This window comes from Gluconobacter sp. P5H9_a (assembly GCF_018812085.1).
Classification (GTDB): Bacteria; Pseudomonadota; Alphaproteobacteria; order Acetobacterales; family Acetobacteraceae; genus Gluconobacter.
Window position 1 is genome coordinate 13,490 of the sequence record NZ_JACRVW010000014.1, and the last position, 17,447, is coordinate 30,936.

The following is a 17,447-nucleotide window of genomic DNA, read 5'->3' on the forward strand; positions in this document are numbered from 1 at the left end:
TCTTTGACCATGAGAAGTGTGACATTGTGTGGATGGAGACCATCATGGTCCAGATAAAGGGCAACTCCCGGAGCATTATGGCGTAAGACAATCTCTTGATTTTTTGTTTTTTACAGGAGGCAGCATGAGGTTCTCTCGTTCCATGCTGACACGTGTAGGAGTGGGTCTTGCCGTGGGAGCGATTTTAGCGACTGGTTCGGTTCTGGCCGAGCCCGCAGCAGCTCCAGCCGCTCCCCCACCTGTTCCCGCTCTCGATTCCCCTCTTCAACTGGGCTCGGTGTCCGTGGAGGGAAACAAACGTGTTCCTTCTGCCGATATTCTAGCCGCCTTCGGCTATCACGACGGCCAGAACGTCACACGTGCGAAGCTGGCAGATGCACAGAAACAGGTCGCTACCCTGTATCAGTCACGCGGTGTTGGGGCAGATCTCGGTGAGCAGTTGCATATTTCCGCCAACACAGTGGATGTGAAGCTGCTGATGAGGGAGCACGACCAAAGGACTGCAGAGGCTGGCAGTACTGGACTGATTGTGGACAAGGTCGCTTTCGAGGGTAATCGGAAAGTGCCAACGCCTGCTCTGGCTGCGGCAACCAGCCTTCAGGATGGCGCAGCGATCTCGGATCAGGCTTTGGCTGCGGACGAAGTTGCGATCGAGAAAGTCTATCGGGAAAACAAGCTCGGCGCTCAGATCCAGCCACAGGTAGTTTATCCGAACCATGACAATCACCTGGTTCTGGTCTGGCAGATCCGTGAGCAGAGCTCGCGCTCAGACGGGGAGTAACCCGCCTGAAGGATCAGGTCAGAGTTTCCGGGTCCAATGACTGAGGGGTCAGTACACCCGGAAGATAAAGCGGGTGTTCTGGCCGTCCCGTCTTGCTCAATCTTAATGCCGTCACCTTCACGCCATGGTGCGCCAGCATCCGGGCCACAGCAGTGCCCCGGGGCCTAAGTGCCTTGGCCTGCGGGGCACCGTAAGCTAGCACGACAAGATCCGCTGCCTTCGCCATTTCAAGAAGATGCCTGTCGTTATCTGGTCCAATGGGATCATCGACTTCCAGAAGGCGTTTCTGATCCGTGCAGCGATAGGCAAAACTGTTGCCGACGAAAATTCCACCGTAGCCCCACGCACGAGCATAGCGCTGGCATTTGGCGACCGTTCGGTCATCCCCGAGTTCTGTGGCGACTGAAGGGTTCATCATCAACCACATGACCATGGGCTTCGTCTCGTCCCATACGCGCTTCAAGGTGTAACGGTAACAGTCGCCCGGGCCGTCGTAGAGGGCTGTACTGATGACGTCTTCCGAAAGCCTAAGCGGACGTGAGTCACCAACATGATGCTGCCCGAAAAGGTCAGCAGGCTCCGCTCCGCTCTGAGGATGTGCGGAGCGGGAAGGGCGCGGCATAGAAGACATTCCGGTATTTGGTGAGTTTAGTGGGCAGCCTGAAGCGCCTTAACGGCAGCCAGTGTGCGCTCGACATGGCCATCCGGGGACATGGACGCATAGGAGAGGGCAACATGCCCATCCGGCGCAATCACGTAAGAGGTGCGGCTGGCCATATGCAGAAGAGGCATTTTGGCCTTGTAGGAATTGGTGATGGTGCCATCAGGATCTGCGGCAACAGGAAACGCGCTCCGACATTCACTGACAGAAAAACGGGTCAGCTTGTCGATAGGGTCCATGGAGATCCCGATCACCGTTGCGCCCATTGCTTTGAACTCGGGAACAGCTTCAGCGAATTCATGCGCTTCGATGGTGCAGCCTTTGGTAAAAGCGGCCGGGTAAAAATACAGGACGACCGGGCCTGTTTTTAAGGCTTCGGCCAGATGATAGCTGAACTCATGTCCGGCCATACTGGCCTTGGCAGTGAAGTCCGGAGCATGTGCTCCTGTTTCCAGGGCAGCGTGAGCTGGATTAGGGAGGGTGCCAATCATGGCAAGAGCACAGAAAGCAGAAATTGGCAGAAAGCGACGCATAGGATGTGCTCTGTTCCCTGAAGGTAACGGTTTAGAATGCGCCGGGCGGAACCACAACGCACGGTGAACCGTGCGACAGACGATGGCAGGCCGCAAGGGCATTTTCATGTGTCAGCCCGGTCAGGCGCGCACGATAGAGGTGGCCTTTGCCTGTTTTAACACTGGCAACCTGTGTCCTCGCAGACGCGACAACTGCTCCGCCCTGACTATGAGCCTGAGACGCGGCTGAAGTGGCCTGTCCGGAATTGGCAAATGCGCCGACCTGAATGGCCCATGTTTTGGGGCCACTCGTTTCCTGTGGTGCGGCGATGGTGGCGTGATGCATTGTCGGTGCAGGGGAAGACAGTCGATACTGCTGCCGTGTTGCGGGCATGACGGCCATGATCGGCTGGGGTTGCAGGTGGTGCCCCATCGGAATTTCCTGCGCCGTGACCTGACTGTCCGCCAGTTCAGTATCCATGCTGTTTGCGACCGGTGGATGATAGGCCACTTTCTGCACAGTGGGGGCCGGGGAGGTGATGCCTCGCGCTGCCCATGCCGCACTGACGCTGCTCGGTTCCGTCGGCGCGGCAGAGGCTACGACAACAGGCGTTGCGGGAGCGGCCGGTGTTTCGGACACGGTTTCATCCGAAGACGAACTATCATCAGATGAGCTGTCTGCTGATGCATCCTTGTGCGACCAAGCTGTCCGGATCGACTGACTTGCAGGCGTGGTAGGTGCAGTATTTTCTGCGACCTGAATCTGGGCATTGGGATCGTGCTGCGAGACGAGAAGATCGGCGGCTGATCGGTTATGAGGCGTCACGCCAGCAATGCGCGGACCAATCGCTGCCACATATCGGCGTGTCTCGCGCGGAAGGGGGCGTCCGCGGCGCAGGTAGCTGTCAAGGCTGCCCGGACCATCGTTATAGGCGGCAAGAAATCCCGGGGAGCCGTAGATTTCGTACATCTGCCGAAGATATGCCGTGCCTGCGAGAATGTTATCGTGCGGATCAAACGGATCGTCGCCGAGGCCGTATTGCTGGCGCATGTCATCATAAGTTGGCGGCATAAGCTGTAACAGGCCCATGGCACCCGGCGTTGAAGTGATGAAATTGCCATTATGGTCGTAAAGGTGGCCGCCAGACTCCTGCTGCATGACCGCCCGGATCCATGCTTCTGGAATATCAAACCGAGCAGACGCTTCCTGAATGTATGGCCCCCATGGATCGCTGGGAGGCCCTGGCGGGGCGTAGTAGGATTTTGCATGAGCGCGATACTTCGCGGCTTCCTGAGAAACGGGAACCTGTGAGGTGGAACTCATGTCGGGTGTGCCGGCGCAGGCCGCGAGAAGGCCGATCAGACCAAGTGCCAGACCAGAACGGAGAGCGGTCAAGGGGCGAAGAGTGGTCTGGAACGGCACGGCGGGTCTGGGCATCGGGGCAGGGTACCTGACAAAGGAAGAACTGTCGCAACCCTCAAAGCATACACAGGGATTACGGCAAAACTAGGAAAAATGACGAAAGGGTTACGTTTGTCGCCTACTTTTTCACTGTGGAAGGTGTTCAGGGACAGATGGTGGAAGAGCACGCTATCATCAAGGGGAAGACTGCTTGCGGGAACACAGTCTATCGGCTAGGCGAACCAGATGAACTCATCTTCCCCGGCCACGAAAGAGCCAGAGGTGCAACGGTTGCCGACGCACGATCTGAGCGTGCTGAAGTTCGACCAACGTCGGGGGAGCCCCGCTGCCCGGGCCTGGGATGATTTCCGCGGAGCCTGCAAGCTCTGGCGTTTGGGCGTTATGCTCGGATGGCTGGACATCAAGCTGCGTTATCGCGGATCAGCCCTGGGGCCCTTCTGGCTGACCATTACATCGGCCCTTATGGTCGCATCCATGGGCGTTCTGTACAGTCGGCTCTTTCATCAGGATATGAAGGTCTACCTGCCGTTTCTGGCGCTGTCCCTGACGCTCTGGCAAACGGGATTGTCCAGCCTTCTTCAGGAATCCTGCACCAGTTTTCTGGATGCCGAAAGCATTATACGCTCCAGTCGTCTTCCATTGCTGCTTCAGGCCATACGGGTTGTGGTCCGTAATGCGATTGTTTTCGCTCACAACATCATCGTGCCCGTTGGTGTTTTCGCGATCTATCATATCTGGCCGGGGTTCACGGCGTTATTGGCGTTTCCGTCTCTTCTGCTGTGGGGGCTGGACGGATTTGCAGCCTGCATGCTGCTGGGAGCACTTTGCGCAAGGTTCCGGGATGTGCCGCCGATTATCGGGGCGCTCCTTCAGATCGTGTTTTACGTGACGCCTGTCATCTGGCAACCGCAGCAGTTGGCGGGGAAAGCGCGGTACCTGCTGTACAACCCGTTTTATGCCCTGCTGGAAGTCGTTCGCGCTCCATTGCTGGGGCATATTCCTTCGGTCAGCGTCTGGCTCGTGGCCCTGCTGACGAGTGCTGTGTTCTGGGTTATCGCGATATGGGCTTTCGTCCGTGTGCGTTCACGGTTGGTGTTCTGGATCTGACATGACGCATATCCGCCTTGAGAACCTTTCCTTATCGTTTCCGGTGCTGCACGGGGCTTCTCGCTCTCTGAAGAAAACGCTGCTGGCTCGCGCCAAGGCTACCGTCACAAAACCCTCGGCTGTAGGTGGACGAATGCGTCTCGGCGCAGTCGCTTCGGATGCCGTTTTGGTGCAGGCGTTGTCAGGCCTGACATTCCAGATCCATGGGGGTGAACGGGTGGGCCTGATTGGCCATAACGGTGCTGGCAAAACGACGCTTCTGCGTGTGTTGGCTGGCATCTATGAAACGACTGATGGTTTTCTGGACATTGAGGGCGACAGTCATGCACTCATTGATCCGCAGTCTGGCATGAATCTAGAGTTGAGCGGGCGTGAAAACCTCAATCTCTTTGCGTGTCGGATCGGGTTACCAAAGAGCCAGATTCCCGCGCTAGAGGCTGATGTCGAAGCCTTTGCGGAGTTGGGACCATTCTTTGATCTGCCAGTCCGCCTCTACTCGTCTGGCATGAGCATTCGGCTTGGATTTGCTTTGGCTACGGTTCCACGTCCGCGTATTCTGCTGATGGATGAATGGTTCATGGCAGGAGACCAGCGCTTTCAGGAAAAAGCCAGAGAGCGGATGGCAGGCATGGTTGATGCCGCAGAAATTCTGGTCGTGACATCGCATTCCCTGCCTGTGCTCAAGCAATGGTGTACGCGTATCCTCTGGATGGAAGAGGGGCAAATCCGCATGGATGGTCCAACGGATGCCGTGCTTGAGGCATACGAGGCCTCTCTGGCCTGAGTGCGAGCTGTTTATTTGGTCTGGTCTCAAGGGTGCGGTAGGATCAACTTCGAGTTTGACCATCACCATGGAGACTAATCATGTCTTATGCCGCTATTGACGCAGCCCGCGTTGCCAAAGCTGCAAAGTCTGCCCTTCAGACACTTGCCACCGTCAAGGAGCAGTCAGAGGCTCATCAGCGCAAGACGCTCATGATCGAGCGTATCGAAGCCCTCGCAACGGCTGCGGCTGAAACGAAGGGCTCCAACGCCATTACCCTGACATCCGAAGAATTCTGGATGATTTCCAAGAACTGGTAAAAACCAGGAGTTCAGGCGGGGGCCTACCCCGCCTGTTAGCCTTGGTAAGAGGCAATTTCCACAAGATTGCCATCCGGATCCCGGCAATAAACCGAAGTGATCGGTCCCAGAGCGCCCAAGCGCGAAACTGGCCCTTCCACAACGACAACACCGCATTTTTCGAGATGCCGCACAATATCGTCACTCGAAATGGCTGTTGTGAAGCAGAGGTCGGATGTGCCGGGCTGCGCGCCCTCGGCCGTTTCCCAACCCTCTGATCCTTCAGGGCGAAGATTGATCTTCTGGCCGCCGAAGCAGAGAGCAACACGGTTATTCCGGCCGTATTCCTCAATATCCATGCCCAGAACCCGCTGGTACCAGGATGCCGAAACAGTTCTGTTCCGTACGGTCAGAACGATGTGGTCAAGGCGATCAACGGTAAAGCGCATGATGGTCCCTCAAGAAAACGGCGCCCGATGGTCCTGATATTATCATCAGGACGCAGAAACCGTCAGGCCTCGGTGCCCTGTTCGGGCGGGAAGGAATAACTCAGGTTGGTGGGCGCTTGCGGAATGCCGCCAGGCTGACGACCTCGGCATCTTTCTTCTCTTCCTGAGGAGGCTCTTCGATTGTCACCTCGGGGTGATGCGCCGGATCGATATCATCTGGCTCTACAGCACCTTCAGGGATCTCGATGTCTTCGTCGTCATCAACCATGCTGCTGACGAAGCGCAGCGCCATCCGGATATGTGGATCTGCAAAAGCCGTAATAGCGGCGACCGGGATGACGAGGATGCTGCCAACGCCCCCGAACGACAGACCAACGGAAATGACATTCTTTTCGCGATCCAGCGCCAGATCCCAGAACTGGTGCTGAAGAACGATCGTCATTTCTTCCGGATATTGGGCGCGGAGACGGGACGGGATGATCACGTCCGGACGATTGGTGCGGAAGGTCAGGTAGAAGTGGTGAGCACCGGGTAGGCCTTCAGCCGCGACGTGCTCAATGGCACGCAGCATGACTTCACGATAGGCGTCTTCCACCCAGTCGTCATAGGGGAGAAGGCTTTCGGGCAGGTCGTGCTCAAGGCCGTCCTGGCCGGTGTGATCGTCGTCGCTCATGGTCGCAGGCCTGATGTTTCAGTCAATCAGGTCAGGGATGCGACAGACCAGCCAGAATGGCAAGACGTTTTGCACAAAAGGAAAAATGAGGTGGGAGGGCTTCTGTTGCCCGGTGCCCTCCCGAACCGCGCTTATCGCTTATGCAGCGACAGCGAGCACCTCAGAGTTATCATTGGCACTTGTAAGTTTAGCCCGATGACGGTGGTACAATACCGGGCAAAAGATAAGTCTTTACCATGCGCGTCGAGCCTGTTTCGTCCCCACAGATCCCTCTTGCGAGAGATTTTTCTTGGTGGAGACGCCGGGCACTGCCCCCGGGTCCACAACACTTATTTCACTTACCGTTTATCGCCATAGCCGGGGACGAACCCCTTGCACTGCTGAACATAGGAGTGCTGTTGCCGTCCTGCAAGGGGAAAAGACGAAGCGCATGATGATGCAGCCCGGACTCGTCTCTTGCGGTGGCGGGAGATGTTTCGTCATGCTAGAGCCGCGGCCTATGGCACTGACATCCGAACAGCGCGCTGAGATCGAAGCTCAGCGCAACGAGCCCCAGCTGACCTCCCGCCCGACCGTTCCGGCGATGGAGAAACTTCTTTTCACGCCCATCGAGGTGCTGGATCATGGTTTCCTGCGCGTCGTCGATTATATGGGCGATGACGGAGCCGTCGTTCAGGCTGCGCGGGTGTCTTATGGGCGTGGCACCAAGAAGGTGTCTGAAGATGCCGGACTGATCCGCTATCTAATGCGTCATCGGCATTCGACGCCGTTCGAGATGTGCGAAATCAAGTTCCACGTGAAGCTTCCGGTTTTCGTGGCACGGCAGTGGATTCGTCATCGCATGGCCAGCGTGAACGAGTATTCCGCGCGCTATTCGATTCTCGACCGTGAGTTCTATCTGCCAGCTCTGGATCAGGTTGCCTCCCAGAGCGCCTCGAACCGTCAGGGACGCAGCGAAGCTCTTGACCCGGAAACGGCGGAGCGCGTGCTTGAGATTCTGCGTCGTGATGCCAGCCAGTGCTACGATGATTATGAATCGATGCTGGACCCGGAGGGCACTGGCCTGGCCCGTGAACTGGCGCGCATGAACCTGACGCTGAACACCTATACCCAGTGGTACTGGAAGATCGACCTGCACAATCTGATGCACTTCCTTGCCCTGCGCGCAGATCCGCATGCGCAGTACGAGATTCGTGTTTACGCTGAAAAGATGATCGAGCTGCTGCACGCCTGGGTGCCGGCAACGGCTGCTGCATTCGAAGAATATCGTCGCGGAGCCTTCACGTTCTCAGCGGGGATGCTGAACGTTGTGCGCCGCCGTCTGGCGGGAGAGGCCGTAACGCAGGAAACGTCCGGGCTTTCCAAGCGCGAATGGATCGAGATGAACGCCATTCTCGAACCAGAAGCCTGAGATAGCCGAAATCGTGAACGATTTTGATAAGCTCCTGCAAGACGCCCCTTCCGTGCAAAGTGAAACCGCGGCTGAGATAGAGCCGCGGTTACCGCGCATCTGGCCTTGGGCGATTCTGGCAGGACTGCTTATTCTTGCGTCCGTGTGCATCCACATTTTCTGGCCTGCACCGGCACACAAGCATATGGCCCTTTGTAAAAAGGGCCTGACTGAACACTGCTATAAAATTGACCCCACCGCCGAAAATTAAGTTCGGATTTCGGTGAGTAAAATGGTCGGTGGATTTCCTGTTTTCCGGGATCGCTGTTTCTGAACGGATTCTACGGAGAACGAATGTGGAATCACGCCGGACTCACATTTCGTAGATCTTAATCAACAAACTTATCCACAGGGTTTGAACCCACAGAGTGGGGTTCGACGGCGTGCACGATTCTTTTTTGAGAATCGCGTAGAACGCTTGATTTTCTGGGAAAAATCGTGGTGCCGGGTGAGGGATTTGAACCCCCGACCTTCGGTTTACAAAACCGCTGCACTACCACTGTGCTAACCCGGCATCCACAGCCCGGCTTTTTCCACGCCGAGACCCCTTTGGTCAAGCTCCTGAGTGTCGATTCTGTAATTTTATCGTGTCGCAGGGGTCATGAGGCTCGGTGGTGGGGGGAGATGGGAGGAGTTATTCGTGAAGCCGTAGCCATCTGAAGAAAGCCCATGATGGACTACAGGCGGTCGAGCACAAGCCGACAGAAGTAGTGCTGTTCCCAGCAGGAGAAGACGGGTCATGAGGAAGCCTTTTCATCAGAGTGGCTGAGAGCCTCGGCAATAGTCGTGGCGAGGGCCGTGTAGGCACGGGCAGCTTCGCTGTCAGGTGCCGAGAGAATAATGGGCGTGCCCTGATCGCCGCTGGCCCGGATGTCAGCCAGCAGGGGAATTTCGCCGAGGAACGGCACGCCAAGGCGTTCGGCCTCTTCTCTGGCACCACCGTGGCCGAAAAGCTCAGTGCGGTGATTGCAGTTTGGGCAGCAGAAATAGGACATGTTCTCCACAACGCCGAGGATGGGGGTTTCCATCCGTTCGAACATGGAAACGCCACGTCGCGCATCCAGCAGCGCAATGTCCTGAGGCGTGGAGACAATAACAGCCCCACCCTTGGCCATCTTGGCTCCAAGCTTCTGGGCCAGTGTCAGTTGGGCATCACCGGTTCCGGGTGGCATGTCTATGACAAGGACGTCCAGATCTCCCCAGTCCACTTCTCCAAGGAACTGGGTGAGGGCGCCCATGACCATGGGGCCACGCCAGATCATGGCCTGATGCTCGTCCACCAGATAGCCGATGGACATACTTTTCAGCCCCCAGGCTTCAATGGGAATGATCCGGCCTTCAATAACTTCGGGGCGTGTGTTGCGGCCGAGCATGCGTGGAAGGGATGGGCCGTAGATGTCTGCATCCAGGAGGCCCGTCCGAACACCGAGTTTGGCGAGGCCAGCTGCAAGGTTCACAGCGGTTGTGGATTTGCCAACGCCTCCCTTGCCGGACGCAACAGCAACGACAGCCTTCACGCCCGGCAGAAGCGTCTCTGGAGCATGACGGCTGGACGCATTCTGCCGTTTGCCGCCCAGATTGAACGGCCGATGACCGCCCCCGGCTGCTGGAGCTGGTGCGTTGGCCGGTGGTGGCGTGGTAGCGCGATGAGCTGTCAGGGAAATTGTTGCTCCCGTCAGGCCTGGAATGCGCGCGATCTCTGCTTCAACCTGAGGTCTGATCGGCTCCATGCGCGACACATTGTCTCGCGAGGTGGCAAGGGTCACGTGCGCATGTCCGTCGCGGACTGAGACACCTTCCAGCGACGCAAAGGACAATACATTCGATCCAAGGCCAGTTTGTTCGTTGTTCAGAATCTCGGAAATGCGTTTCTCGGCATTGGCATGGGATTCGTCAGAAGAACTGGTCGGGGGGAGATGATCGGTCATGCCAAGACTCTTTTTTCTGGGGGAACGGCCTGTCAGGAATAGGAAACAGCGTAGCATACGCCCCTCCTGAACTACAGGATGGTGACGAAGGACTGTCTTCTGCGTTAGCGTGTCACCATGAGCAGATTGACCGCCAGCCTTGCCCTGTCCTGCGCCGTTTCCCTGGCGCTGTCCGTCACGACGGTACAGGCCCAGACCGCCCCGCAGCCCTCTCCGGCACCCGTTCCAGCCCCGCGCTCCGTTCCGTCGAGCTTTGCGGATCTGGCAAATCGCCTTCTTCCGTCCGTGGTGAACGTTTCGACGTCTGCTGTGCTCAAGCCCGGTAAGGATGAAGACAAGGGGCCGGACTCCAGTGGTCCGGATGGGCCGCAGGTGCCGCAGTTCCCGCAGGGCTCACCGCTGGAAAAATTCTTTCACGACTACATGACGCATAAGCCGACACCGAACCGCCCGCCGCGGCGGATGCAGGCTCTGGGATCAGGCTTTATTGTCGATCCGGCGGGCATTATCGTGACGAACAATCACGTCATTGAAGGTGCAGATCAGGTCTCCGTGACACTTCAGGACGGCACGGAACTGCCGGCAAAGATTGTCGGGCGCGACAGCCAGGTTGATCTGGCCGTTCTGGAAGTCAAACCGAAGCATCCGCTGCCAGCTGTTCCGTTAGGACACAGCGATGCTGCCAGGATCGGAGATTGGGTGGTGGCCATTGGCAATCCGTTCGGCCTGAACGGAACAGTCACGGCAGGTATCATCTCGTCCCGCGGACGGAATGTCGAACACGGCCTGTATGATGACTATATCCAGACGGATGCAGCCATTAACCGGGGAAATTCTGGCGGCCCGCTCTTTAATCTCTCGGGCGAAGTCATTGGCATCAACACTTTGATCTATGGTGGAGCTGGCGGGGATTCCATCGGGATCGGCTTTGCCATCCCGGCAGATGACGCGCGTGGCATCATCGATCAGCTGCGTAAGACAGGTCATGTGTCGCGTGGGTGGATGGGACTGAAGTTCCAGAATGTCTCTTACGACATTGCTGAGGATCTTGATTTCCACCAGGCTGATGGCACGGTCGGCAAGGGCGCGCTGGTGTCTGAAGTGGGACCGAAAAGTCCGGCAGCGCAGGCTGGCCTGCAGGTTGGCGACATCATCACTCGTGTAGGCCGTCAGGATGTGACGGGTCAGACCATGCCGCGCATCATTGCGTCCATTCTTCCCGGAACGAAAACAGAGCTGACCATCTGGCATAAGGGCAGCATCAAGACGCTTCCGATCACGCTGGCACAGTCGCCAAACGCGCCAGATATGCCACCGTCCGACACGCATCAGCCAACGCATACGAAAGCAGCTTTTGGCGAGCTGGGTCTGGCGGTGCGCTCCATTGATGCGGAAATGCGCACCCAGTATGCCCTGACGGACGATCAGCGCGGCGTGCTGGTGGATCGGGTTGAACCGTCCAGTCCGGCCACATCTCGCGGGATTGCCGTTGGGAATGTGATTACGCAGGTTGGGCAGGATCAGATCGACACGCCGGATGCGTTTGCCAAAGCTGTGAGCCGCGCGCTGGAACAGAAAAAGAAAGAAGTTCTGCTTCTGGTGCAGGATGATGACGGGCTACGCTGGGTACCAGTTCCTTTTCTGGGGAACTGACTTAATTTGGATCAGTAAGATTGAGGGACGACGGAAAATTACGTCATCGGTTTTGCTTCAAAAGCGGACCGGTTTGCGCCGTTCCTCAATCTGAATGAGGCCGCCCTATTTGTCGCTGCGGCGTTGCCGCTCAGGTTCTGAGCGCCAATCCAGATTGTAGTGTTCTGTCTCTTGGGGGCGATACCGATCGTCATTCCAGAAAATGGCTGGTCCAACGCATCGTTTGAATGAGTCGGCGCTCGGAAACGAGTGGACTGAAGAACTCGGAAGCTCTTAAAGCGCTCATGAAATGATGAGTGCTCTGAAAAAAATCACACAGACCTGGCTGATGGTTCCGCCCAAGGGAAGCAGCTGGCGGGAGGTCTTGCGACCTGCCACACGCCAGACCATTCGAGTTCTGGTTTCGATTGTCACGGCCTGGGTTGTGGGCATGACGCTGCATCTTCAGGAAACAATCTGGGCGCTCGTGACCGCGCTGATTGTTACGCAGTCCAGTATAACGCAGACAATGGCAACGGCCCGCGATCAGATTACCGGCACGCTGCTAGGCGCTGTCGCGGGGATCGTGGCGGTCTTGCTGGAAATGTGGACGGGTCTGCGGTGGCTGCCTTTCTGGATCGTTCTCGCGCCGTTGGCCTTTCTCGCAGCCGTTCAGACCAATCTGCGGTTTGCCTGTATCACCCTGATTATTGTGTATCTGTTTCCCAGCGAAGGCAGCCCGTTCCTGCCAATGGTGACGCGGCTGACGGCTATCATGATTGGTGTGGTCGTCTCTCTGGTGGTGTCCTTCGTGGTATTGCACAGCAGTGCCCGAAAGCAGGCTTTCCACACATCCAGCCGCATCCTGCGACGTTTGGACGGACTGCTGGAAGGCGCACTGGATCAGAAAACGGGCTGGCGGGAAATTGAAACCCGGAACGAAGCCTGTGTGGCTCTTCTCATCGAACTTGAAGGCGCAGTGGAAGAGGCCAGGCGCGAGCGTTTCAGTGATCTGGAGAAGCGCGATCCTGTGCTTGCGGCACTTCCAAGGTTGATGCGGCGGCTCCTGAACGATACGATGCTGGTGGCTCGAGCAATCGCGACAGGCCGTGCAGCAGGGAATACAGGCCTTGTTCCACTCTACAAAAGCCTCAGCCACACGCTGAGAGCATTGGCTCATAGCTGTGAACAAAGATTTGTTCGGAAGCAGGACCGTCATCCGCATCAGCCGGAAGACAAGGACATTCTCGAACTTCTTCCTCGGCTGGAAGAACAGACGCGGCCTGAAATGCGCTTCGTCATGTCTCTGTTCAAGGATGATCTGGAGCGCGCCGTAGGCGTTCTTATGCGGGATGATGCCAGTGCTGCCAAAGGGCTCTAGGCGCCAGTTGATGGCGTTTTTTCGAAACCCGGTCGTGATCTCCCGCGTTTTCTGGAGAGCTCGGTGCATCTGCCCGGAAAGCCAGCCCCCGTCAGAGGCTGGTCATTAGGAACGGAGAAATCCATGATTACGCACGAAACCCTTAAGTCTCTTCCCGCCGGTGTGCAGGCTCCGCCCTACGACATCAACGGGATAAAGCCAGGGATCGTGCATTTTGGTGTGGGCAATTTCTTTCGTGCCCACGAGGCATTCTATGTTGAGCAAATTCTCAAGGATGATCCCAACTGGGGCATCATTGGCGTCGGTCTGACGGGCGGTGATCGCTCAAAGAAAAAAGCTGAAGAGTTCAAAAAGCAGGACTGCCTTTTCTCCCTGACGGAAACGGCACCATCCGGCAAAAGCACTGTCCGCGTCATGGGCGCATTGCGGGATTATCTGCTGGCTCCGGCAGATCCGGAAGCTGTACTGAAGCACCTCTCAGATCCTGCCATCCGGATTGTTTCCATGACGATCACGGAAGGCGGCTACAACATCAATGAGTCGACGGGTGCGTTCGATCTTGAGAATGCGGCTGTTCAGCAGGATTTGAAGACGCCGGAAGCGCCGTCCACGATCTTCGGATATGTTGTAGAAGGGCTCCGTCGCCGCCGGGATACCGGGGGTAAGGCCTTTACGATCATGTCCTGCGATAATCTGCGGCACAACGGTAACGTCGCCCGCAAGGCGTTCCTGGGTTATGCAAAGGCGCGTGATCCGGAACTGGCCAAGTGGATTGAAGAAAACGCCACATTCCCCAACGGAATGGTGGATCGCATCACACCGACCGTGTCTTCAGCAATTGCCAAGCGCCTGAATGAGGCCAGTGGTCTGAGCGATGATCTTCCGCTCGTTGCTGAGGATTTTCATCAGTGGGTGCTGGAAGACAGCTTTGCTGACGGACGTCCGGCACTGGAGAAGGCCGGTGTCCAGTTCGTCGATGATGTGACGGACTACGAACATGTAAAGATCCGTATGCTGAATGCTGGCCACATCATGCTCTGCTTCCCTGCCGTTCTGGTCGGGTATGAGAATGTTGATGAAGCCGTTCGTGATGCGGATCTGCGCGGTAATCTGGAGAACTTCCTCAACAAGGATGTCATCCCGACCCTGGAAGCCCCGCCGGGCATGACGCTGGAAGGGTATCGTGACAGCGTGATCAGTCGCTTCTCCAACCCGGCGATGGCTGACCAGACCCTGCGAATTTCAGGGGATGGGTCCTCGAAAATTCAGGTCTTCTGGACGGAAACGGTGCGCCAGGCGCTTGAAGGCAAGCGGGATCTATCCCGAATTGCGTTTGGCATGGCCGCCTACCTTGAGATGCTGCGTGGGAAGAGCGAGAAGGGTGGAACGTACGAGCCGTTCGAGCCAACCTTTGGTGAGCAGCAGAAGGCGCTTGCGAAGGCAGACGACTTTGAGAGCGCGCTGAAGCTTCCGGCTTTTGACGCCTGGCGTGACCTTGATAATGCGACACTGAATGAGAAGGTCATCGCATTGCGCAAGATCATTCGCGAAAAGGGCGCGAAAGCTGCTCTGCCAGCCTAAAAATAATTGGCTGACAGGTTTTTGAACCGCTTCTCTTCATTGAGAGGCGGTTTTTTTCTTGATGGGCTATGCCTACTCTGTCCCGTACGGGTGTCGTGGCTGGAGAAATATCGCCGTGCGGGTCGATATGATCGTCAGACCTGTGAGGTTAAAGCTGGCGGTCTCGTTTGATGCGGTCCCAGGCGGCATTGATCCGGGCCACGCGTTCCTGGGCACGCTTGCGCTCCAGATCCGTCATGGGTTTCTGAGCAATAACATCCGGATGATACTCGCGGATGAGCGTGCGCCACCGAACGCGGACTTCCTTGTCAGACGCTGTACGCGTGATGCCGAGAACGCGATAGGCGTCTGGCTCGCCAGTGCTGGCGGCACGGCTGTCGCCACTTTCTGCCCGTGTCCATGCTCCGGACGACAGACCAAACGCACGATGGACACGCTGAAGAAAATCGATTTCTTTCGGATGGAGCTCCCTGGATGCTCCAGCATCTGCACGGGCAATCCGGAAAAGGGCCACCATCAGGTTTTCCAGCGGTGCCTTGTCGTCTCCGTAAGCTGAGCCCATCTCGCGGGCGTACATTTCAAAATCGTCCGTTCGCTCCCGTGCGCGGTCGAACAACATGCCAACTTCACGCGTGTTGTCGGGTGGAAACTGGAAGCAGGTTTTGAACGCGTTGATTTCGGAGCGATTGACCGGCCCGTCGACCTTCGCCAGCTTTGCGCACAGCGCCACAAGGCCAATGGCGTAAAGCTGGTCTTTTTTGCCCATGGCGGCCGCAATTTTTGCAGCGCCAAAGAATGCTGCACTGTTCGGGTCAGGACGACCTCGGGCAGGAAAGCGTTCGCTCCACCCCCCAGTAGAAGGATTAAGCAGAGAGCCACTGTCGGCGGCATGCCCAAGGGCTGCTCCCATCAGTGCTCCGAACGGGCCACCGACTGCGAAGCCAGCAACACCACCGAACATTTTGCCCCAGATAGCCATATCGACAATCTAGCATGGTCCCGGAAACCGGCAAATGACAGATCGGACATGCACCCTTCACAGAAAGAACTGGATCTCCCGCAGGCTTCGGGTGTTGAAGGAGCATCATGAAAAATAAGGTCACCCCAGTTATGTCCGATCAGACGCAGCATCTCCCTGTCGCTCAGCCTTCGTCGGCGGACGACTATGAGGAGAAGATGCAGGCCCTGATTCGCAAACTCCCTGAATGGATGCAGAAGACCCTGAGCTGGCTACGGGAGCCAGAGCGTAAATGGATTCGGATTCCGGCTGGTATTCTGTTCATGCTCGGAGGCTGCATGGCGTTCCTACCCGTTCTGGGTGTGTGGATGATTCCTGTAGGTATTTTGCTACTTTCCGAAGATATTCCGTTCTTCCGTCGTTTGATGGAGAAAGCTCTGAACTGGATCCAGAGAAAGCACCCTGACTGGATGGATCTGCCTCCGAACGCGAAGTGACCCGATCAGTCGTCGCCCGTTTTTCGCGCATCCATGAGAGCTGCAACACGGAGAGCTGAAGCTAAAGGGCGGTCGGGTGTGCGTTTCGCATCAATCGACGCAACAAGGGCCGCAAAGCTCAAGGCCCGCTCCGTAGCCATCTGATCCAGGACTGCCCAGAATTCTGGTTCAAGCGCAACGGACGTCCGATGTCCTGAGAGCGAAAGGCTGCGTTTGATAAGGTCACTCATGTCAGGCGCTCCAAAGCCCAGCGGGCGGTTTCGGCAATATCGGGATCGGGGTCAGACTGAAGAGCCTGCGCTGAGGATACGAGAGCAGGATCGTTCGAGTTGCCGATTGCGATCAGAACATTACGGACAAACCGGTTGCGACCTATGCGCTTTACCGGTGAGCCCGAAAAAAGCGTGCGGAAAGCCGCGTCATCGAGGGCCGCCAGTTCTGCCAGTTTTGGCTCAATCAGTTCGGGTCTGGCCTGAAGCTTGATGTGGCGGGACGCCTCGGCGAAGCGGTTCCACGGGCAGGCGGAAAKGCAGTCGTCACAGCCATAGATGTGGTTACCCATCTTCTCCCGCAGGTCGTGCGGGATCGGCCCCTTGTGTTCGATGGTCAGATACGAAATGCACCGCCGCGCATCCATACGATAGGGGCCAAGGAAAGCATCTGTCGGGCAGGCGGTCAGGCAACTCGTACAGGTGCCGCAGCTTCCGCCATTTGGCTCGGACGGGCTTAAATCCAGCGTCGTGTAGATTTCTCCCAGCAAAAGCCAGGAACCATGGGTGCGGGACACCAGACAGGTATGCTTGCCCTGCCAGCCCAGATGCGCCTTTTCTGCCAGAACGCGTTCCGAAACCGGGGCCGTATCGACGAAGACCTTCACCTGCGTAGTCTCATCGCCCAGCTTCACGACGAACTGCGCCAGATGCTTTAGCATCCCTTTGATGACGTCATGATAGTCCCGGTTACGGGCATAGACGGAGATATTGCCCCGATCCGGCTTACGCAGCGTTGCGTCCGGGTCTTCGGCGGGTGCGTAACAGACTGCGAGGGAAATGACGCTGCGGGCTTCAGGCCAGAGGGCCTGCGGGTGGCTGCGCTGTTCGATGCGCGTCTCCATCCATTCCATCGTTCCGTGATGGCCCTGGGCAACAAAAGCGCGCAGGCCGGCTTCCACATCCGGGCCAAGCTCCGCCGCGCAGAAGCCCACGGCATCAAACCCCAGATGCCGGGCATGGTCCTCGATCCGTTCCTCAAGGGAACGTCCGGGGTGGGAGAGGGACGGGCGTGATGTCATGCGCTCAGCAGATGGATGGAAAGCAGAATCAGCAGTTTACGCCATCTTTCCCCCAAGGGGC

At 57.2% G+C, this 17,447-nt stretch carries 19 protein-coding genes, 1 tRNA gene and 1 other RNA gene; 9 read left to right on the forward strand and 12 right to left on the reverse strand.

Annotated features, from left to right (window positions below):
* Positions 1 to 124 precede the first annotated feature (124 nt).
* Positions 125 to 781, forward strand: coding sequence for a POTRA domain-containing protein (locus KP708_RS12075; protein ID WP_215750994.1), 657 nt, complete (start codon positions 125 to 127; stop codon positions 779 to 781).
* A gap of 13 nt (positions 782 to 794) precedes the next feature.
* Here the strand turns inward: KP708_RS12075 and KP708_RS12080 are convergent, their stop codons facing one another.
* Genes KP708_RS12080 through KP708_RS12090 form a run of 3 tightly spaced genes read right to left on the reverse strand, consistent with a single transcriptional unit; the run spans position 795 to position 3,392 of the window.
* Positions 795 to 1,403: a DUF1643 domain-containing protein gene (locus KP708_RS12080; protein WP_215750995.1), complete on the reverse strand. Its 609-nt coding sequence runs from the start codon at positions 1,401 to 1,403 to the stop codon at positions 795 to 797.
* 26 nt (positions 1,404 to 1,429) lie between these two features.
* Positions 1,430 to 1,975, reverse strand: a complete 546-nt coding sequence (locus tag KP708_RS12085; protein WP_215750996.1) for a peroxiredoxin — start codon at positions 1,973 to 1,975, stop codon at positions 1,430 to 1,432.
* Positions 1,976 to 2,006: 31 nt separating this feature from the next.
* Positions 2,007 to 3,392: a lytic transglycosylase domain-containing protein gene (locus KP708_RS12090; protein ID WP_215750997.1), complete on the reverse strand. Its 1,386-nt coding sequence runs from the start codon at positions 3,390 to 3,392 to the stop codon at positions 2,007 to 2,009.
* Positions 3,393 to 3,602: 210 nt separating this feature from the next.
* Here KP708_RS12090 and KP708_RS12095 point away from each other — a divergent pair, with 210 nt between their 5' ends.
* From KP708_RS12095 to KP708_RS12105, 3 genes are all read left to right on the forward strand, one after another.
* Positions 3,603 to 4,484 carry an ABC transporter permease gene (locus KP708_RS12095; RefSeq protein ID WP_215750998.1) on the forward strand — a complete coding sequence of 294 codons (882 nt, stop codon included), beginning with the start codon at positions 3,603 to 3,605 and terminating at the stop codon, positions 4,482 to 4,484.
* A 1-nt stretch (position 4,485) separates the two neighbouring features.
* Positions 4,486 to 5,268, forward strand: coding sequence for an ABC transporter ATP-binding protein (locus KP708_RS12100; protein ID WP_202207205.1), 783 nt, complete (start codon positions 4,486 to 4,488; stop codon positions 5,266 to 5,268).
* An 80-nt stretch (positions 5,269 to 5,348) separates the two neighbouring features.
* On the forward strand, positions 5,349 to 5,567 hold the full coding sequence (locus KP708_RS12105; protein ID WP_202207206.1) for a hypothetical protein: 219 nt from the start codon (positions 5,349 to 5,351) through the stop codon (positions 5,565 to 5,567).
* Between the two features lie 35 nt (positions 5,568 to 5,602).
* Here the strand turns inward: KP708_RS12105 and KP708_RS12110 are convergent, their stop codons facing one another.
* The 3 genes from KP708_RS12110 to ssrA all read right to left on the reverse strand — a co-directional run bounded on the left by KP708_RS12110 (position 5,603) and on the right by ssrA (position 7,084).
* Positions 5,603 to 5,995, reverse strand: a complete 393-nt coding sequence (locus tag KP708_RS12110; protein WP_215750999.1) for a VOC family protein — start codon at positions 5,993 to 5,995, stop codon at positions 5,603 to 5,605.
* A 100-nt stretch (positions 5,996 to 6,095) separates the two neighbouring features.
* Positions 6,096 to 6,668 (reverse strand): SspB family protein, encoded by a 573-nt coding sequence (locus KP708_RS12115; RefSeq protein WP_046900804.1) that lies wholly within the window; start codon positions 6,666 to 6,668, stop codon positions 6,096 to 6,098.
* Positions 6,669 to 6,757: 89 nt separating this feature from the next.
* Positions 6,758 to 7,084: a transfer-messenger RNA gene (ssrA, locus tag KP708_RS12120) on the reverse strand.
* 83 nt (positions 7,085 to 7,167) lie between these two features.
* On the opposite strand from ssrA, the gene thyX reads away from it, so the two are divergent.
* Entirely contained in the window at positions 7,168 to 8,079 is a 912-nt protein-coding gene (thyX, locus tag KP708_RS12125; RefSeq protein ID WP_064274753.1) for an FAD-dependent thymidylate synthase, read from the forward strand.
* Positions 8,080 to 8,557: 478 nt separating this feature from the next.
* Here the strand turns inward: thyX and KP708_RS12130 are convergent.
* From KP708_RS12130 to KP708_RS12140, 3 genes are all read right to left on the reverse strand, one after another.
* Positions 8,558 to 8,632 (reverse strand) — tRNA-Thr (locus KP708_RS12130).
* 68 nt (positions 8,633 to 8,700) lie between these two features.
* Entirely contained in the window at positions 8,701 to 8,859 is a 159-nt protein-coding gene (locus KP708_RS12135) for a hypothetical protein (RefSeq protein WP_202207209.1), read from the reverse strand.
* Positions 8,856 to 10,046 carry an Mrp/NBP35 family ATP-binding protein gene (locus KP708_RS12140; RefSeq protein WP_198942050.1) on the reverse strand — a complete coding sequence of 397 codons (1,191 nt, stop codon included), beginning with the start codon at positions 10,044 to 10,046 and terminating at the stop codon, positions 8,856 to 8,858. The genes KP708_RS12135 and KP708_RS12140 overlap by 4 nt, the downstream gene beginning before the upstream one ends.
* A gap of 117 nt (positions 10,047 to 10,163) precedes the next feature.
* On the opposite strand from KP708_RS12140, the gene KP708_RS12145 reads away from it, so the two are divergent.
* From KP708_RS12145 to KP708_RS12155, 3 genes are all read left to right on the forward strand, one after another.
* Entirely contained in the window at positions 10,164 to 11,699 is a 1,536-nt protein-coding gene (locus tag KP708_RS12145; RefSeq protein WP_215751000.1) for a Do family serine endopeptidase, read from the forward strand.
* 289 nt (positions 11,700 to 11,988) lie between these two features.
* Complete coding sequence (locus KP708_RS12150; protein WP_249195447.1) at positions 11,989 to 13,059, forward strand: FUSC family protein; 1,071 nt, start codon at positions 11,989 to 11,991, stop codon at positions 13,057 to 13,059.
* Positions 13,060 to 13,182: 123 nt separating this feature from the next.
* Positions 13,183 to 14,640, forward strand: a complete 1,458-nt coding sequence (locus KP708_RS12155; protein ID WP_215751001.1) for a mannitol dehydrogenase family protein — start codon at positions 13,183 to 13,185, stop codon at positions 14,638 to 14,640.
* Positions 14,641 to 14,788: 148 nt separating this feature from the next.
* On the opposite strand, the gene KP708_RS12160 is transcribed toward KP708_RS12155, so the two are convergent.
* Positions 14,789 to 15,619 (reverse strand): TerB family tellurite resistance protein, encoded by an 831-nt coding sequence (locus tag KP708_RS12160; protein ID WP_046900812.1) that lies wholly within the window; start codon positions 15,617 to 15,619, stop codon positions 14,789 to 14,791.
* A gap of 107 nt (positions 15,620 to 15,726) precedes the next feature.
* On the opposite strand from KP708_RS12160, the gene KP708_RS12165 reads away from it, so the two are divergent.
* Complete coding sequence (locus KP708_RS12165) at positions 15,727 to 16,095, forward strand: hypothetical protein (protein WP_046900813.1); 369 nt, start codon at positions 15,727 to 15,729, stop codon at positions 16,093 to 16,095.
* 5 nt (positions 16,096 to 16,100) lie between these two features.
* Here the strand turns inward: KP708_RS12165 and KP708_RS12170 are convergent, their stop codons facing one another.
* Both KP708_RS12170 and queG read right to left on the reverse strand, forming a co-directional pair.
* On the reverse strand, positions 16,101 to 16,325 hold the full coding sequence (locus KP708_RS12170) for a ribbon-helix-helix domain-containing protein (protein WP_215751002.1): 225 nt from the start codon (positions 16,323 to 16,325) through the stop codon (positions 16,101 to 16,103).
* Positions 16,322 to 17,386 carry a tRNA epoxyqueuosine(34) reductase QueG gene (gene queG, locus KP708_RS12175; RefSeq protein ID WP_215757189.1) on the reverse strand — a complete coding sequence of 355 codons (1,065 nt, stop codon included), beginning with the start codon at positions 17,384 to 17,386 and terminating at the stop codon, positions 16,322 to 16,324. Before queG ends, KP708_RS12170 begins: the two co-directional genes overlap by 4 nt.
* Positions 17,387 to 17,447: the final 61 nt, after the last annotated feature.

What these genes read in the sequence shown, in the direction of transcription:
- KP708_RS12075 (WP_215750994.1), top strand. Translation starts at nt 125, where the DNA reads ATGAGGTTCTCTCGTTCCATGCTGACACGTGTAGGAGTGGGTCTTGCC.
- KP708_RS12080 (WP_215750995.1), bottom strand. Translation starts at nt 1,403, where the DNA reads ATGCCGCGCCCTTCCCGCTCCGCACATCCTCAGAGCGGAGCGGAGCCT.
- KP708_RS12085 (WP_215750996.1), bottom strand. Translation starts at nt 1,975, where the DNA reads ATGCGTCGCTTTCTGCCAATTTCTGCTTTCTGTGCTCTTGCCATGATT.
- KP708_RS12090 (WP_215750997.1), bottom strand. Translation starts at nt 3,392, where the DNA reads ATGCCCAGACCCGCCGTGCCGTTCCAGACCACTCTTCGCCCCTTGACC.
- KP708_RS12095 (WP_215750998.1), top strand. Translation starts at nt 3,603, where the DNA reads ATGAACTCATCTTCCCCGGCCACGAAAGAGCCAGAGGTGCAACGGTTG.
- KP708_RS12100 (WP_202207205.1), top strand. Translation starts at nt 4,486, where the DNA reads ATGACGCATATCCGCCTTGAGAACCTTTCCTTATCGTTTCCGGTGCTG.
- KP708_RS12105 (WP_202207206.1), top strand. Translation starts at nt 5,349, where the DNA reads ATGTCTTATGCCGCTATTGACGCAGCCCGCGTTGCCAAAGCTGCAAAG.
- KP708_RS12110 (WP_215750999.1), bottom strand. Translation starts at nt 5,995, where the DNA reads ATGCGCTTTACCGTTGATCGCCTTGACCACATCGTTCTGACCGTACGG.
- KP708_RS12115 (WP_046900804.1), bottom strand. Translation starts at nt 6,668, where the DNA reads ATGAGCGACGACGATCACACCGGCCAGGACGGCCTTGAGCACGACCTG.
- thyX (WP_064274753.1), top strand. Translation starts at nt 7,168, where the DNA reads ATGGCACTGACATCCGAACAGCGCGCTGAGATCGAAGCTCAGCGCAAC.
- KP708_RS12135 (WP_202207209.1), bottom strand. Translation starts at nt 8,859, where the DNA reads ATGACCCGTCTTCTCCTGCTGGGAACAGCACTACTTCTGTCGGCTTGT.
- KP708_RS12140 (WP_198942050.1), bottom strand. Translation starts at nt 10,046, where the DNA reads ATGACCGATCATCTCCCCCCGACCAGTTCTTCTGACGAATCCCATGCC.
- KP708_RS12145 (WP_215751000.1), top strand. Translation starts at nt 10,164, where the DNA reads ATGAGCAGATTGACCGCCAGCCTTGCCCTGTCCTGCGCCGTTTCCCTG.
- KP708_RS12150 (WP_249195447.1), top strand. Translation starts at nt 11,989, where the DNA reads ATGATGAGTGCTCTGAAAAAAATCACACAGACCTGGCTGATGGTTCCG.
- KP708_RS12155 (WP_215751001.1), top strand. Translation starts at nt 13,183, where the DNA reads ATGATTACGCACGAAACCCTTAAGTCTCTTCCCGCCGGTGTGCAGGCT.
- KP708_RS12160 (WP_046900812.1), bottom strand. Translation starts at nt 15,619, where the DNA reads ATGGCTATCTGGGGCAAAATGTTCGGTGGTGTTGCTGGCTTCGCAGTC.
- KP708_RS12165 (WP_046900813.1), top strand. Translation starts at nt 15,727, where the DNA reads ATGAAAAATAAGGTCACCCCAGTTATGTCCGATCAGACGCAGCATCTC.
- KP708_RS12170 (WP_215751002.1), bottom strand. Translation starts at nt 16,325, where the DNA reads ATGAGTGACCTTATCAAACGCAGCCTTTCGCTCTCAGGACATCGGACG.